Here is a 14,783-nt window from a genome sequence, read left to right as displayed (position 1 = left end):
GTCATGGCGGTTATGTCAATTTGGCGCCGACATTGTTTGCGAACTGTTGTCGCTATTGACCTCGTCTGCGCCGGTCTGGTCGGCCCTGAAATAGCCGATCGCAACCACGATGAGCAGAACCGCGATGACCAGCGCAAGGCTTGTGACCAATATCGACCGGGTCACGGTCGTTCGCGATCCGCTGCGCGCCTCGACTTTCGAGAGATGGGTTACCGTTTCGCCGTCTTCCTGTCGTTTCTCCATTTTCTCTCTCCTTGCTCTTTGCCTCATGTCAGCGACGGGTTGGGGCTATCCTCCAGACGCTGTTGGACAGGTCATCGGCGACCAGCAGCGCGCCATGGACCGGATCATAGCTTACGCCCACCGGACGTCCGCGCGCATGTCCATCCTTGATGAACCCGGTCAGGAAGTCCTGGGGTTTGCCGGCGGGGCGACCATTGGCGAAGGGGATGAAGACCACCTTGTAGCCGGCCAGATCCTGCCTGTTCCAGCTGCCATGCTGCCCGACGAAGGCGCCCTGCGCATAGGCGGGGCCAAGACCGGCGCCGGTTGCAAAGCTGATGCCGAGTGCCGCGACATGGGATCCCAGGGCATAATCGGGCCGGATCGCGCGTCGCACCATATCGGGCTGCTGTGGACGCACCCGCGGATCGACATTCTGTCCCCAATAGCTGTAGGGCCAGCCATAAAAGGCCCCGGGGCGAACCGCAGTCATATAATCGGGCACCAGTTGCGGTCCGAGCTCATCGCGTTCGTTCACCACGGCCCAGAGCCGGCGCGTCTGCGGTTCAACGGCAAGGGCTGTCGGATTGCGGATGCCCGAGGCATAGGTGCGATGCATGCCGGACTGGCGATCAACCTCCCAGATGACGGCGCGATCTTCCTCCACCGCCATGCCGCGTTCGCCGACATTGCTGTTGGAGCCGATACCGACATAGAGTTTCGATCCGTCCGGACCGGCTGCCAGCGATTTGGTCCAGTGATGATTGATGCGCGAGGGCAATCTGGTCACCTCGACGCCCGGCGTGGTGATGCGCGTTTCGCCCTCGCGATAGGGAGAGCGCAGCAGCGCGTCCTGTGTCGCGACATAGAGCTGGCCCTCGACCAGGGCGAGGCCATAGGGCGCATTCAATCCGGTGATGAGTGCACTGCGCAATTCGGCGCGGCCATCGCCATCGGCATCGCGCAGCAGGGTGATGCGATTGCCACCCTTTACCGATGTCTTCCCCATGGCCTTGATCTGGGTCGCGATGACATCCTTGGGCCGCAGGGCAGGGGCCGAACCGCCCGACCCTTCCGCCACCAGAATGTCGCCATTGGGCAGCACCAGCATCTGGCGCGGGATGGCAAGCCCCGTGGCAAAGGCCGTCACGGTAAAGCCGGCCGGTGCCGTCGGCTTTTCATTGCCCCAGCCTGCGGGCGTCGCGATTTTCATCGGCGGCAGCAATGTCTGGCGCTGATCGGGCAGGTCCGGCCGGTCGCCGGTCTGGTCAAGGCCAGGCTGGCTGCGCCCGCAGGCGGCAAGCGCCAGGAGACCGGCGCTCAGGATGAAGGCACGCACGGTCATGGCCGAACCTCCCTATAACCCGCGAAGGCCGTCCAGCCCGCGGCAAGGGCAGCCAGGCTGCTGAGGAGGGAGAGGATGAGACCGGCCGTTCCGACCGAACTCCAGCCGTCGCGGCTATGCTGGAAGGCGTTGATGAGCCCGCAGACCCACATCAGCGCCAACAGCAGCAGATAAAGACCATGCTGTCGGCGTGCAGGCCCTTCGGCACGCGTTAGCGCGATCAAGGTCCATAGTATCACCAGGCCGCCGCCGATCAGCGCGCCGGTGATCAGCCAGGCCGAAAAATTGCTCCACTGGATTTCCGCGCTGTTGAGATAGGTGATGTCCGACAGCAGGGCAGCGGGAAAAAGGGCGACCGGCCAAGCGAGCAGCAGGCCGTGAAGCGGATGGAGCAAGGGCCGGGTGCGCGGCGGGGCGCTGGGCAAAACATGTCTCCTTGTCGAAGAATGATCCCTCGCCAATGCGCCGGATGGCTTTTGGTTTCGCCGACACCGGCAATTCATCCACTTGTTACGAAACAGAAATGTTTGAACCGGATGCCGCTTCGCGTGTTGGCATTAAAGACGCTGCACACCGGATGCGGCGCGAAAGGGGTGACGCGGGCGCAATGCGCAATCCATGGCTCTGGACCATTTCGCTGCGCGGCCTTGGCGCCTGCAATGCGCAGCAGTCGGCCCTCCATGTCTTCGGCGCCGAAGCGCGGCAGGTGCGCGAGATGGCGATCCTGTTGACCATCGGTGCGGCGATCATCCTTTCGATCATGATCCTCATCTATGTTCGCGCGCTTCGCGCTCCGGAAGGGGCGCTCAGCCATCATGGCGGCATGCGGATCATCTTGTGGCTGGGCGCCATCGGCCCGGCCCTGATCCTTGGCGCGCTGCTGCTCTGTGCTTTGCCTGCCATGCGCCCGCGCGACACGGCGCCTGGCGACCTCACCATTCGGGTCGAGGGCGAGCAATTCTGGTGGCGGGTCGCCTATGGGGCATCACGCGCAGGGCCTGGACTTGTTTCTGCCAATGAGATCCGCCTTCCCGTGGGGCGGACGGTGATCCTTGAACTCGGCGCGCAGGACGTGATCCACAGTTTCTGGATTCCCGGTCTTGCCGGCAAGATGGACATGATCCCCGGACGGACCAACAGGCTGGTCGTGCGCGCCGAAAAGGCCGGCCGCTTCCGGGGCGTTTGCGCGGAGTTTTGCGGCCTGTCGCACGCGCTGATGGCCTTCGACGTGATTGCCATGAACCCAGCGGATTTCGACGCATGGCTGGCGGACGCGCGCGGGGCCGGCAGGGGCCTGGGTTCATCGAGGGGCCAGTCCCTCTTCGATGCGCATGGCTGCGGCGCCTGCCATGCCATCCGGGGAACCGCGCATGATGCGGCAATCGGGCCTGACCTTAGCCGTTTTGGACAGAGGCGGACGCTGGGGGCCGGGATATTGCCACCGACCACCGCCAATATCGCGGCCTTCATCCGTGCGCCCCAGATCGCAAAGCCAGGCGCGCGCATGCCCGCCTATCCCCAGCTGTCCGAGCAGGAGGCCATTGCCATTGCCCATTATCTCGAGGGGCTGAAATGAGCCTCCACGATCAGGATGACCCGGCGCTCCGCGCGGCGCAGGAAGAAAGGCTGCGCGCGGTGTGGGCGCCGCCCAGGGGGATCTTCCTGCGCTGGACCGACTGCAACAATAATCGCGTCGGCGTCTGGTATGTGCTGACCGCCTTTGGCTTCATGCTCTTTGCCGGCGTGCTCGCGCTCATCATGCGCACCCAGCTTGCCGTGCCCGACAATGATCTGGTTGGGCCTGGTACCTTCAACCAGCTCTTCACCCTGCACGGCTCGATGATGATGTTTCTCTTCGCCGTGCCGATGTTCGAGGCAGTGTCGATCATCCTGCTGCCGCAATTGCTGGGCGCGCGCGACCTGCCATTTCCCCGCCTGTCGGCCTTTGGCTACTGGTCCTTCCTGATCGGCGGGCTGTTCGTCGGGGGATCGATCTTCTTCAATGCCGCCCCTGACGGCGGCTGGTTCATGTATCCTCCGCTGACCACCCGCACAGACCTGTCGGGGCTCGGAGCCGATATCTGGATGCTCGGTCTTTCCTTCATCGAGGTGTCGTCGGTCGCCGCCGCAGTCGAACTGATCGTCGGCGTGCTCAAATGTCGACCGCCGGGCATGCGGCTCAATCTCATGCCGCTATATGCCTGGTACATACTGGTCGTGGCGGTGATGATCCTCTTTGCCTTTCCGCCGCTCATCGCCGGCGACATATTGTTCGAAATGGAACGGCTGCTCGACTGGCCCTTCTTCGATGCGCGCCGGGGCGGGGATCCGCTCCTGTGGCAGCATCTGTTCTGGATCTTCGGTCATCCCGAAGTCTACATCATATTCCTGCCCTCGATCGCGCTGTTCGCGATGCTGGTGCCGACCTTCGCCAACCGCCATCTGCTGGGCTATCCGTGGATCGTGCTGGCGGCCGTGGGCACCGCATTCCTGTCCTTCGGCCTGTGGGTCCACCACATGTTCACCACCGGGTTGCCGAAGATCAGCCTCGCCTTCTTCTCGGCTGCCTCCGAAGCCGTGGCCATTCCGACCGGCGTCCAGATCTTCGTGTTCATCGCAACGCTATGGGCAGGGCGGGTCACCTGGTCCACACCCCTTCTCTATGCGACCGGCAGCCTCGCCATTTTCGTGATTGGTGGTCTTACCGGCGTGATGGTGGCAGTCGCACCGTTCGACTGGCAGGCGCATGACAGCTATTTCATCGTCGCCCATCTCCATTATGTGCTGATCGGTGGTACGCTGATGCCGCTTTTTGCCGGCCTCTATTATTATTGGCCTTTGGTGACGGGCAAGAAACTGTCCGACCGGCTTGGCCGGGTCGCTTTCTGGATGCTGTTTGTCGGTGCCAACCTGACCTTCTTCCCGATGCATCTGTCCGGGCTGATGGGCATGCCGCGCCGCGTCTTTACCTATCCGGCCGAACTGGGGCTGGGCGGGCTCAATATGGCTTCCACCCTGGGCGCCTGGCTGTTTGCCGCGGGGGTGGCGGTAATATGCGTCGATCTTAGCCTCTCGCCGCGCCGTGTTCGGGCCGTCCGCAATCCTTGGAATGCGGGCACGCTGGAGTGGCTCGCCCATCCCGAGGACGAGGATTGGGGCATAAGGTCGGTGCCATTGATCGAGAGCCGCTATCCGATCTGGGACCAGACAGATTTCGTGCGCAAGGTAGATGAGGGCCGCTTCTTCCTGCCCGATGCAGAGGAAGGGCGACGCGAGACGATCGTCACGAGCGTCCTTGATGCCCGGCCACTGGCAGTGATCCGCCTGGGAACCCCGAGCATCAAGCCCATGCTGACGGCGGTCGCGCTCGGCGGGGTCTTCATCCTCACCACCTATCATCTCTACTGGGCTGCGCTCGTCAGTGGTGTTGCCACACTCGCTATGGCGCTGTGGTGGCTCTGGACCGGGACGGCCGAAATTCCCGAAAAACCCTGCAAGCCGATCGGTCACGGCCTTGAGCTGCCGCTGTATCTGTCCGGGCCATCGGCGCCAGGCTGGTGGGCGATGTTCATCACGATGATGGCCGATGCGACGGCTTTTTCCGGGCTCGTCTTCGGCTATTTCTTCTTCTGGACCCGCCATGCGGATTTCCCGCCGGTGGCTCTGGCGGACGGGCCCGGCATGGCCTGGCCCATGCTCGCATTGTTCTTGGGCATCGCAAGCTGGCTGCTGACGCTTGGCGCGCGCGAGGTGCATGTCCGCAAGCATGTCGGCATGGCACGGCTCTGCCTCATGGTCGCGCTGCTACTCGGCCTTGCCGGGATCGGGGCAGGGCTTGCCGGCCCCTGGACGCATGGCATGGACCCGCAGGCGCACAGCTATCCTGCAATCGTGTGGACGCTCGCCATCTGGGCCGCGGCCCATGCGGGCGTTGCCGCCATCATGCAGGGCTATGCACTGGCGCGCAGTCTCGCCGGGCGCATGGACCCGGTGCATGACGCGGACCTGCGCAACGTCACCGTCTATATGCATTTCTATGCGCTGACCGCGATCGTCACCTATGCGACGATCGGCCTGTTCCCGCAGGTCACATGAGCGAGCGAGGCAAATGGCATGAGCGGCTCAAGGTCACGCTCTGGACGCTGATCGTGCCGCCAGCCATCTGGGCCGGGCATTTCCTGGCATCCTATCTTTGGGCGGCCATTTCCTGTGCCAAGGCCGGGCGCTTTGCCAGTTTTCCGCTGCTGTTCGTCATCGGCACGATGCTTGCGCTGCTGATGATCGGGCTTTCGGGATGGATCGCCTGGGCGCAGGCACGCCTGCCGGGCAATCCGCCGCCCCATGAGGATTCGACCCGGATCGACCGGCTCCGTTTCCTGGCCAAGTCGACCTTGCTCCTGGCAGGGCTGAGCTTCGTCGGGGTGCTGTTCACGGCGCTTCCGGTCATCTTCCTGCGGGACTGCCGATGAAACGTGCCGCACTTGCCACCGGCCTCGCGCTGGTCCCGACGGGGGGGATCCTGGCTGTGCTGCCGCTTGGCATGACTGGCCATATGGCAGGCCATATGATTGCCGTCGCGATTGCAGCGCCTTTTCTTGCCCTTGGCCTGTCGCAAGGGCGGTTTGATCCTGCGTGTCTCTGGCCAGGCCTCATAACCCCTATGGCGATGATGCTGGTGGAACTTGTCACGGTCTGGCTCTGGCACCTGCCGGCCCTTCGTGCGGCGACAATGACGTCCTTGCCAATGCTGGGGCTCGAGCAGGTCAGTTTCCTTGGAGCAGGTCTGCTGCTCTGGTCATCGGTGCTCCGCGCCGATCATCGGGCCGCTGGCATTGGTGCCCTGTTGCTGACATCGATGCACATGACCCTGCTTGGTGTCCTGATCGGCCTGGCGCCACGGCCTCTCTACGCGGCGGCGGATCATCATCATCTGGCCGGCATCGACCCGTTGATCGACCAGCAACTGGGCGGTGTCCTCATGCTGCTGGTTGGCGGGGCCAGCTATTTCATCGGTGGTCTTGTCCTGTTGGCGAGCCTCCTTCGCCAGAGGGGGGCGGCATGATCCTTCGCATCAGCTTGAAGCGCGCTATCGTCGCGTTGCTCGGACTTGGGATTCTGGGCATGCTGTTCGCCTGGTCCGGGGCCATGCAGATTTCCGCGTCGTCGGGCCATTGGCGTATCACCGACTGGTTCCTTCACTGGACGATGCGCAATTCCGTGCGGACTTATGCCTGGCTGGACGCACCGCCCGACCCGCTCGACGATGAGGGCCTGGTCAGTGCAGCAGGGCATTTTCGTCAGGCCTGCCAAGTCTGTCATGGCGCACCGGGTGTGCGTCCATCACCCGTGATGCAGCAGGCAACCCCGCCGGCGCCTGATCTTGCCCGGACGGCGGGGGAATGGCGGGATCGCGAATTATTCTGGATCATCCGGCATGGCGTCAAATTCACCGGCATGCCGGCCTGGGCGGCGGCTGATCGACCGGATGAGGTGAGGCGGATGACCGCTTTCGTCCGGCGCTTGCCACAGATGACGGCGGCGCAATATCAAGCACTGACTCAGGCTGGCGAGGAGCGACGCCTGCCCGGCGTTGCTCCGGCAACCTTGTCGGCATGCACAAGCTGCCATGGCGTCGATGGTCGGGGGAGGGAGCAATCCGATATTCCGGTCCTGGCTGGGCAGAGCGCGTCCTATCTGTTCGCCAGCATGCGCCAGTATGTCTCGGGGAAGCGCAGCAGTGCGGTCATGCAGACGGCGCTGGCAACGACCGGGCGCGAGGACATGACGAGGCTCGCGAGCTATTTTTCCGCGATGCCCGGGCTCAAGAATAACGCGACCTCGCCCAGTTCTCCGCGACTGGATCGTTTTGGCCAGCCCCTCCCGGCCTGCAGCAATTGTCATGCGGCTGGCAAGGCGGCGCCCATTCTTGCCGGGCAGAAGCCAGGCTATCTCGCTGCGCGCCTGCGGCTTTGGCAGCAAGATGACAATGTCATCGACGCGCGCCTGCCGCCCGATACCATGGCGATGATAGCAAGACGTATCCCGGTCGATCAGATCGATGAACTGGCGCGGACGGTGGCGCAACCTGGGTCGGACTAAGGGGGCTATCGTCCGGTCAGGCGTGCATGTTGACCCAGATGAAAGCCAGGATGGCTGCAACGATGAATGCGAAGACGAGGTAGAGAGCAAGACGACTGGTGGCCTTGCGGGCAGGACGTTCCTTGTGATGGGGCATTTTGATCCTTTCGTGCTGATCTTGTCCCATCAACGCATAGCGGGCTCCATGGTGCCTGAAGCGGCTCATAGGTCCGGTAGGGCCTGCGCAGCGAAGCCCCAGCCTTTAAGCTTGCTTGCGCGCTCCCACAACATTTCGACATCTCCAATGTCGAAGGGATGGGCGTCCTGCAAATCGTTCAATTCGTTCCAGTCGACCGGTATGGCTACGGGCGCGCCGGCGCGCGCGCGCGCTGAGTAGGGCAGGATGGCGGTGCTGCCGCGCTGATTGCGCAGCCAGTCGATGAATATGCGATCCTTGCGCTTGGCCTTGCTCATCGTGGCAACGAAGCGATCGGGTTCTGCCGCGCTCAAGGCCTGGGCGAACCGGGCGGCGAAATCCTTATGTGCGTCCCAGTCGTGGGTGGGGCTGAGGGGGACGACGACATGGACCCCCTTCCCCCCCGACAGCATGGCGAAGGAGATCAGACCGATTTCGCGTAGATGATCGCGAATATCCTTTGCTGCTTGACTAACCTGGGCAAAATCCATGCCCTCGTCGGGATCGAGATCGAAGATCATGCGATCAGGCTTCTCGACTGCATCGGCACGGCTCGCCCAGCCGTGAAATTCAATCGTGCCCATCTGGACGCAGGCGATCAGGCCATCGGTATCGTCGACATAGAGATAGTCTTCTGAGCCGCCGTTTTTCTCGCGGATCGCGACATGGCGGACATGGTCGCCAAAGGCGCCGCTGTCATGTTTCTGGAAAAAACACTTCTTCGCGCGGCCCTGTGGGCATCGAACAAGACTGATCGGCCGGTTGGCAGCAAAAGAGAGCATCAGCGGGGCGATCCGGGCGTAATAATCGGCCAACACCCCTTTGGTCTGCCCGCTCTCCGGGAAAATCACGCGCGCGCGATTGCTGATCTTGATGACCGTGGCCGAAGGAGGCGTCGGGGCCGCTTTTTCGGGCTTGACCGTCTTTGCTAACTTGTCGCTTCGTAGCCCCAGAAAGCTGCCATGTCGCACGCGCCCTTCACCGGTGAACTCGGCAAAACTGACTTCCGCAACGAGCCGGGGTTCGACCCATTGGACGTCGCGCGCTTCACGGGCGGAAATGATGACCTGCGGCGTGCCGGTCGAAATCGGACCCATCGCCTCGGCTAGGTCGGTCATTGTGGCAGCGTCGAACCCAGTGCCGACCTTTCCCTTATAGACCAGTTCACTGCCTTCATGCTGGCCCAGTAGCAGGGACGAGAAGGCACGCCCCTTCGCCTTGCTACGGGTCCAGCCGACGATCACGAATTCCTGGCGACGGGTGCATTTGACCTTCACCCAGGCGCGTGTCCGTCCGCTGCGATAGGGCGCATCGACGCGCTTTGCGATAATGCCTTCCTGCCCGGCCTGACAAAGCGATCGGTAGAGCTTCTCGCCCGAGCCGATCAGGTGATCGGCAACGTGGATCGGTTGTTCTGCATCCGCCAATAAGGCCTCGAGCCGCTCTTTTCGCTCGATTGCGGGGAGAGACTTCAAATCCATGCCATCAAGGGAAAGAAGATCAAAAGCGAAGAAATGGAACGGCGTGTCGGCTCGCTCCGCGCCATGGCCCCGTTTCAACACCGCCTGCAGCGCCGAAAAACTCGGATTGCCGTCAGCGTCAAAGGCGATGATCTCGCCGTCGATCAACGCAGGCGGGAGGTCGAGCGCTTTTATGGCACCGGCCAGAGGACTAAATTTGTCCGTCCAGTCCAAGCCGCTACGCGTATATATTTTTATCGCTTCGCCACTGACTGCAACGAGCGCGCGATATCCGTCATATTTGATCTCGTGCATCCATTCATTGCCAACCGGTACATTGTCGACCAATGTTGCAAGCTGCGGCTTGATGAAGCGCGGCATAGCCTCCGTTCTGGCTTTCGCCCTCCCCTTCGTCTTGCCGATCCTAGCATTATGCGCGTTGGCTGCCTGCATCCTGTCCGCGAATGTCTTGCCATTTGCACCTTTCAACGATTGCGTGCCGGCGATGTCCCCCGCGATTTGCGCCATGGAGCGGTCAGTCAGAACACTTGTCAGCGCGCGCTCGACCAGATCGCCATTCCGGCGGGCCTCGCCATCATCGATCTTGCGGAGCAACCAATTCTCGCGCTTTTCGCCCGCGCGCCCCTTCATCCGCACCAACAGCCATTCCCCCTTCATCCGTTCGCCATGCAGTATGAAATGGAGATGACCATCCTCTATATTTTTCGCGCTCTTTCCCGCGATCGGTTCCCACCAACCGCGGTCCCAGAGCATCACAGTGCCGCCCCCATATTCGCCCTTGGGGATATTACCTTCGAAACTACCATAGCTCAGAGGATGATCCTCGGTGCGGACAGCAAGCCGCTTGTCATCGGGATCCAGGCTCGGCCCCTTGGTGACGGCCCAGCTCTTGAGCACGCCATCGACTTCCAGCCTGAAGTCCCAGTGCAGTCTTGTGGCGGCATGTTTCTGGACAATGAAACTGTTGCCGCCTTTCTTTGCTATCTTGCCTGCAGGTTCGCTGGTGCGATTGAAATCCCGTTTGGCATTATAGGAGGCAAGGGGATTGTTCCGGCTCATTTGCCCTGTCGCTCCTCGGACGCGAGCCAGCGCCGTTCCACGAATCCGAGCAGGCTGAGCATGAGGATCGCGACGAGAGTGGCACTGGCCACCAATGGCCAGAGAGCAGCGCCGCAAGCGATTCCGATCATCGACGCCAGCCATATATGGGCTGCCGTGGTCAGATTCTTGATTTCACCTTTGCTGAATATGATGAGACCAGTCGCTATGATGCCCGAAAATGCGGCCGAAGCTTCGAATACCCGCAAGGGATCGATATTCCCCTCGCCTTGCAACTGATTGTGCAGCGCAATTGCGCAGACAGTCATGAGAGCGCTGGTGAAGCAGATGAGCCCATGGGTGCGTAGCCCCGCTGCATGGCCGCGTATCTGTCGGTCGAGCCCCAAGAGCAGGCCGAGTAGAGCAGCAATGCTCAGGCGCAGCATGACCGGCCCGTCGATAAGGTGGAGCGGGGTATCCGGATTCAGCGTCATCATGCGCTTTTGCGCTTGGTTGCAGTCGCACGTCGGTTGCCAGCGTCCGTCGCCGAACCGCTTTTCGGGCTCTTCTTCTTCGCTGTGGTACGAGCCGTTTCCCCTGCTGATTTCTTGAGCGCCGCCATCAGATCGATGACATTGCCGCCCTTGCGTGCTGGCTCCTCGTCCACCTCTTCGATTATCCGCTTCCCCTTGGCCTTTTTCTTCTTTTCGATCAGGCGATGGAGCGCATCGACGTAGCGATCGTGAAACTCTTCCGGCCTGAAGGGCGCTGTTCGTTTGTCGATAATGCTGGTAGCAAGGTCGAGCATATCGTCATCCGCCGTATCGGCAGGCAAACCTCGGAAATATGTCTGGGCCTTAGTGACTTCGTCTGCATAGCGCAGAACTTCCATGACCAGCCCCCGCCCACAGGGTTTGATCGATACCAGCTGTTCCCGACCGCGGACCGACAATTGGCCAAGCCCGACCTTCTTTGCCTTTCGCAGCGCATCCCGCAGCACGGCATAGGCCTCTTCTGCGAGGTCATCGGCGGGTATGACGAAATAGGGTTTTTCATAATACAGTACGTCGATCGCATCTGCCTCGACGAACTGGACAAGGTCGAGGGTCTTGCGGCTCTCAATCTTGACCGCTTCGATTTCCTCCTGTTCGAGCAGCACGTAATTGCCTTTAGAAAGCTCGAACCCCTTGAGGATCTCATCTCGATCGACGGGCCCCACGCCGTTCACGACCTTTTCATAGCGGATGGGTTTGCCGGTGGGCTCGTGAATCTGACGAAAGCTGACCGCCGCGCCGGATTTGGTTGCGGGGTAGACTTCGACCGGGATGGACACCAATGCCAGCTTTAACTGGCCCTGCCAATATGCGCGTGCAGCCATGTGCGACCTCCGCGATGAGAGCGTGCAATCTGCGAGTTGGTTCCGTGATCGCCCCTCCATATGAAAGCCGACTGCCCAGCTTTGCCATTTCAATGGGTTGGCATGGCAAATCGCTCATCTCCATGGCGCTACCATCTGGTCCCGGCCCCTACCAGACTTGTCGCTGGCCTCCGCGCAGACGGAAGTATCACAAAACCGGCATCGCTCAGCCAATTCTCCTTTGAGCAAAAGAACCCATTACGCGTACAGGTGTTCTTTCCGCGAAGGACGGATGGGCGCGTTCTACAATTTCCAGAGCTGACCCTAGCCCCTTAAGGAGATAGAACTATGTCGCTCAAGGCCTTGGCGCTCAACTGCACGCTTAAGGCGGACGGTAGCGAGGAGAGCTCGACCGACGCGATGATCGCCGTGCTGGCGGAAGCCTTCAGTCAATATGATGTGACAGTCAGCGAGACGGTCCGGGTTGCAGCTCTCGACATTAAGCCAGGCGTCACCTCCAACGAAGGGGATGGCGATGCCTGGCCGGGTCTGCGCGAGAAGATCCTCGCGCACGACATTCTGATCTTTGGCGGACCGATCTGGATGGGGCAGATCAGCAGCATCGCCAAACGGGTGCTGGAGCGGATGGATGCCTTTCTCTCCGAGACCGATGATGAGGGCCGGATGCCAAGCTATGGCAAGGTTGTCGTCGCGGCGATCGTGGGCAATGAGGATGGCGCTCATTTTGCCAGCGCCCAATTGTTCCAGGCATTGAACGATGTGGGCTGGACCATCCCCGCTGTTGCCGCCTGCTATTGGGTCGGCGAAGCGATGGGGTCGGTCGATTTCAAGGATCTTGACGAGACGCCGGAGATGGTGACGAAGACGGCAAAGATGGTCGTGGGCAATGCAGCGCATCTGGCCGGCCTGCTGCGCTCCAGCCCTTATCCCGGTTGAGCCCCATGGCCGATCTGCCACGCAGGTTCCGCGAGAATATCGTCCTCTATGGCGCCCTCTTGGCCAATGTCGGGATCGCCATCGCCAAATTCGTGGCGGCGGCGATCAGCGGCTCTTCGTCCATGCTGACCGAGGGGGTCCACTCGCTGGTCGACAGCGGCAACCAGATCCTGCTGCTCTATGGCCAGGCAAAGGCCAGGCGCCCGGCCGACGCCACCCACCCCTTCGGCTATGGCCGCGAACTCTATTTCTGGGCTTTCGTCGTCGCCATCCTGATCTTTGCCGTCGGCGCCGGCGTCTCGATCTACGAGGGCTGGCTGCACATTGCCGAGCCTGAACCGCTGCGCGATCCCACGATCAATTATGTGGTGCTGGCGGTCGCGATACTGCTTGAAGGAACGAGCTGGGCCATTGCGGTGCGCGAGTTCAACGGCAAGAGGGGATCAAGCAGCTGGTGGCAATCGATCCGCCGATCCAAGGATCCGGCCGGTTTCATTGTCCTGTTCGAGGATAGCGCAGCGCTGATCGGCCTTGGCATTGCGGGCATCGGAGTCTGGGCCAGCCATCATTATGCCGACCCACGGATCGACGGTTTCGCATCGATCGCCATCGGTCTCATCCTGGCCGGGGTTGCGATTTTGCTCGCGCGCGAAGCCAAGGGGCTGCTGATCGGCGAAAGCGCCGATCCGGCGATCATTTCGGCATTATCGGCCATTTTGAACAAGCGACCACAGATCAGCGCGGTCAATCATGTCCGCACGATCCACACCCCGCCCGATGCCGTGTTCGTGGCGATCAGTGCCGATTTCGTCGATGATCTGCCGATGGGAGACGCAGAGCGCCTGATCGAGGAGATTGAGCGCGAGATGAAGGCCTGCGTGCCCGATCTGACCTCCATCTACATCCGACCGGAAAAGCAGGCTGATGCCGTGCAGCAGAAGCCACCGGTCTAGTTCCGGTCCTCGCGCTCTACGGGCGGGATGAAGCTCACCTGAGCCAGCCGCCACGCTCTGTCCTCGCCCTCTGGCCAGTAATATCGCGGATGACGGCATTGCGCGGGGGGGGCGTGTCATGGACTTCGGCCCGGATGAGGCGACCGGTCTCACGCAGGCGGATCGTACCACCGGGAAACTCCGCCTTGAGCCGATCACAGAGATTTTGCGCATCGTCCGAAAGATCCGTGCTGGAAAGCGCCCTTGGCGCACCATCGACCAGTTCGGCCGTGGACGATCGCAGCGCCTTGATCCCGTCATTGAGGACGTCAAGCGAAATGATGGCGGCCGCCACAGAGTCGGCCCACCACCAGCCAAGCCCGAGACCGATGATGCCCGCGAGTCCGGCCGCCCCGGTCAACCAGTTCGCCTTGTTCATGAGCGCATCGGTATGCAGCAGTTTGTCGTTGAGCGCCTGCGCCAGCGGCAGTTCCTTCCGGCCGATAAAGAGTGGCGGGATCAGCGAATAGATCTGGGCGGCGATCATTAGCCAGCCTAGCCAGATATCCTGGCCCAGAATGGCGATCGAGCCGACGCTTGCATGTTCCGCCGCGCCAAGCGCCATCAGCGCATTGTAGAGCAGAAGCGCGCCAACTGCCGTCAGCGCAACCGCTGCGACGAAAAATCCTAGACCGTTGACGCGCTCGAACCCGAAGGGAAAACGGCGCGAGCGATGGGCGTGGCGTTCCATATGCGCGGCGATCAGGAACATGACAGGCGGGACGAGCCCCAGCGTGTCCTCGATCCATGCGGTCTTCATCGTCTGGCTTTGACCAAGCACCAGCCCCATCGTCACGATGATCGTGAGCGTCCAGAGCAAATCGCGCCGTTCTAGCGCAACGTTGGCAATTCCGGACCAGCTCAAACAAGCCATTTTCGCGTATGGCGACTTTCGAACAGCGAAGCGCGAGGATGTTCCTCCATAGCTTGCACCCTCAGATGCCTAAGTATCTTCCTATGCCGCCATGCGAGGTCGGGGCCGAAACTGCCATTGGGAACCATCGTAACGATTTGCCACTTGGCATTTTGTTGTCCGGCGCCACGCTGCACAGCAAACAGCCGGTTCCAGAAGAGAGCGGTGACATTGGAAGCATGGCGTCAGCACGCGCGGATATTA

The 14,783-nt window shown here is 61.6% G+C and carries 14 protein-coding genes; 7 read left to right on the top strand and 7 right to left on the bottom strand.

Annotated features, from left to right (window positions below; genetic code table 11):
• Window positions 1–15: 15 nt before the first annotated feature.
• Genes HH800_RS26820 through HH800_RS26810 form a run of 3 tightly spaced genes read right to left on the bottom strand, consistent with a single transcriptional unit; the run spans window position 16 to window position 1,992 of the window.
• The gene (locus HH800_RS26820; RefSeq protein WP_017503822.1) at window positions 16–243 is read right to left on the bottom strand and encodes a hypothetical protein; all 228 of its coding nucleotides are present in this window, start codon (window positions 241–243) and stop codon (window positions 16–18) included.
• A gap of 28 nt (window positions 244–271) precedes the next feature.
• On the bottom strand, window positions 272–1,567 hold the full coding sequence (locus HH800_RS26815; RefSeq protein WP_169863492.1) for a PQQ-dependent sugar dehydrogenase: 1,296 nt from the start codon (window positions 1,565–1,567) through the stop codon (window positions 272–274).
• Window positions 1,564–1,992, bottom strand: a complete 429-nt coding sequence (locus HH800_RS26810) for a DUF2231 domain-containing protein (protein WP_037521870.1) — start codon at window positions 1,990–1,992, stop codon at window positions 1,564–1,566. Before HH800_RS26810 ends, HH800_RS26815 begins: the two co-directional genes overlap by 4 nt.
• Window positions 1,993–2,174: 182 nt before the next feature.
• Here HH800_RS26810 and HH800_RS26805 point away from each other — a divergent pair, with 182 nt between their 5' ends.
• From HH800_RS26805 to HH800_RS26785, 5 genes are read left to right on the top strand one after another with little or no spacing between them, the layout of a single operon-like run.
• The gene (locus tag HH800_RS26805) at window positions 2,175–3,143 is read left to right on the top strand and encodes a cytochrome c oxidase subunit II (RefSeq protein WP_037521872.1); all 969 of its coding nucleotides are present in this window, start codon (window positions 2,175–2,177) and stop codon (window positions 3,141–3,143) included.
• Window positions 3,140–5,662, top strand: a complete 2,523-nt coding sequence (locus HH800_RS26800; RefSeq protein WP_037521873.1) for a cbb3-type cytochrome c oxidase subunit I — start codon at window positions 3,140–3,142, stop codon at window positions 5,660–5,662. The genes HH800_RS26805 and HH800_RS26800 overlap by 4 nt, the downstream gene beginning before the upstream one ends.
• The gene (locus HH800_RS26795; RefSeq protein ID WP_004209549.1) at window positions 5,659–6,036 is read left to right on the top strand and encodes a hypothetical protein; all 378 of its coding nucleotides are present in this window, start codon (window positions 5,659–5,661) and stop codon (window positions 6,034–6,036) included. Before HH800_RS26800 ends, HH800_RS26795 begins: the two co-directional genes overlap by 4 nt.
• Window positions 6,033–6,629 (top strand): cytochrome c oxidase assembly protein, encoded by a 597-nt coding sequence (locus HH800_RS26790; protein ID WP_037521874.1) that lies wholly within the window; start codon window positions 6,033–6,035, stop codon window positions 6,627–6,629. Before HH800_RS26795 ends, HH800_RS26790 begins: the two co-directional genes overlap by 4 nt.
• Window positions 6,626–7,666 carry a c-type cytochrome gene (locus HH800_RS26785; protein ID WP_037521875.1) on the top strand — a complete coding sequence of 347 codons (1,041 nt, stop codon included), beginning with the start codon at window positions 6,626–6,628 and terminating at the stop codon, window positions 7,664–7,666. Before HH800_RS26790 ends, HH800_RS26785 begins: the two co-directional genes overlap by 4 nt.
• Window positions 7,667–7,867: 201 nt before the next feature.
• Here the strand turns inward: HH800_RS26785 and ligD are convergent, their stop codons facing one another.
• From ligD to HH800_RS26770, 3 genes are read right to left on the bottom strand one after another with little or no spacing between them, the layout of a single operon-like run.
• Entirely contained in the window at window positions 7,868–10,381 is a 2,514-nt protein-coding gene (gene ligD, locus HH800_RS26780) for a DNA ligase D (protein WP_037521876.1), read from the bottom strand.
• Window positions 10,378–10,854: an MgtC/SapB family protein gene (locus HH800_RS26775; protein WP_026109714.1), complete on the bottom strand. Its 477-nt coding sequence runs from the start codon at window positions 10,852–10,854 to the stop codon at window positions 10,378–10,380. The genes ligD and HH800_RS26775 overlap by 4 nt, the downstream gene beginning before the upstream one ends.
• Window positions 10,854–11,738 carry a Ku protein gene (locus HH800_RS26770; protein ID WP_017503605.1) on the bottom strand — a complete coding sequence of 295 codons (885 nt, stop codon included), beginning with the start codon at window positions 11,736–11,738 and terminating at the stop codon, window positions 10,854–10,856. The genes HH800_RS26775 and HH800_RS26770 overlap by 1 nt, the downstream gene beginning before the upstream one ends.
• A 327-nt stretch (window positions 11,739–12,065) precedes the next feature.
• On the opposite strand from HH800_RS26770, the gene HH800_RS26765 reads away from it, so the two are divergent.
• Together HH800_RS26765 and HH800_RS26760 are read left to right on the top strand one after the other, a co-directional pair.
• The gene (locus HH800_RS26765) at window positions 12,066–12,674 is read left to right on the top strand and encodes a flavodoxin family protein (RefSeq protein WP_017503606.1); all 609 of its coding nucleotides are present in this window, start codon (window positions 12,066–12,068) and stop codon (window positions 12,672–12,674) included.
• Window positions 12,675–12,679: 5 nt separating this feature from the next.
• Complete coding sequence (locus tag HH800_RS26760; protein WP_037521878.1) at window positions 12,680–13,627, top strand: cation diffusion facilitator family transporter; 948 nt, start codon at window positions 12,680–12,682, stop codon at window positions 13,625–13,627.
• A gap of 34 nt (window positions 13,628–13,661) precedes the next feature.
• Here HH800_RS26760 and HH800_RS26755 read toward each other — a convergent pair whose 3' ends face one another.
• Entirely contained in the window at window positions 13,662–14,486 is an 825-nt protein-coding gene (locus tag HH800_RS26755) for a cation transporter (RefSeq protein WP_235682142.1), read from the bottom strand.
• Window positions 14,487–14,783 lie beyond the last annotated feature (297 nt).

It is taken from the genome of Sphingobium yanoikuyae (genome assembly GCF_013001025.1).
GTDB classification, from domain to species: Bacteria; Pseudomonadota; Alphaproteobacteria; order Sphingomonadales; family Sphingomonadaceae; genus Sphingobium; species Sphingobium yanoikuyae_A.
This window is presented reverse-complemented; position numbering and strand designations above follow the sequence as displayed.

Coding starts and splice junctions, on each gene's coding strand:
- HH800_RS26820 (WP_017503822.1), bottom strand. CDS start 243: ATGGAGAAACGACAGGAAGACGGCGAAACGGTAACCCATCTCTCGAAA.
- HH800_RS26815 (WP_169863492.1), bottom strand. CDS start 1,567: ATGACCGTGCGTGCCTTCATCCTGAGCGCCGGTCTCCTGGCGCTTGCC.
- HH800_RS26805 (WP_037521872.1), top strand. CDS start 2,175: ATGCGCAATCCATGGCTCTGGACCATTTCGCTGCGCGGCCTTGGCGCC.
- HH800_RS26800 (WP_037521873.1), top strand. CDS start 3,140: ATGAGCCTCCACGATCAGGATGACCCGGCGCTCCGCGCGGCGCAGGAA.
- HH800_RS26795 (WP_004209549.1), top strand. CDS start 5,659: ATGAGCGAGCGAGGCAAATGGCATGAGCGGCTCAAGGTCACGCTCTGG.
- HH800_RS26790 (WP_037521874.1), top strand. CDS start 6,033: ATGAAACGTGCCGCACTTGCCACCGGCCTCGCGCTGGTCCCGACGGGG.
- HH800_RS26785 (WP_037521875.1), top strand. CDS start 6,626: ATGATCCTTCGCATCAGCTTGAAGCGCGCTATCGTCGCGTTGCTCGGA.
- ligD (WP_037521876.1), bottom strand. CDS start 10,381: ATGAGCCGGAACAATCCCCTTGCCTCCTATAATGCCAAACGGGATTTC.
- HH800_RS26775 (WP_026109714.1), bottom strand. CDS start 10,854: ATGACGCTGAATCCGGATACCCCGCTCCACCTTATCGACGGGCCGGTC.
- HH800_RS26770 (WP_017503605.1), bottom strand. CDS start 11,738: ATGGCTGCACGCGCATATTGGCAGGGCCAGTTAAAGCTGGCATTGGTG.
- HH800_RS26765 (WP_017503606.1), top strand. CDS start 12,066: ATGTCGCTCAAGGCCTTGGCGCTCAACTGCACGCTTAAGGCGGACGGT.
- HH800_RS26760 (WP_037521878.1), top strand. CDS start 12,680: ATGGCCGATCTGCCACGCAGGTTCCGCGAGAATATCGTCCTCTATGGC.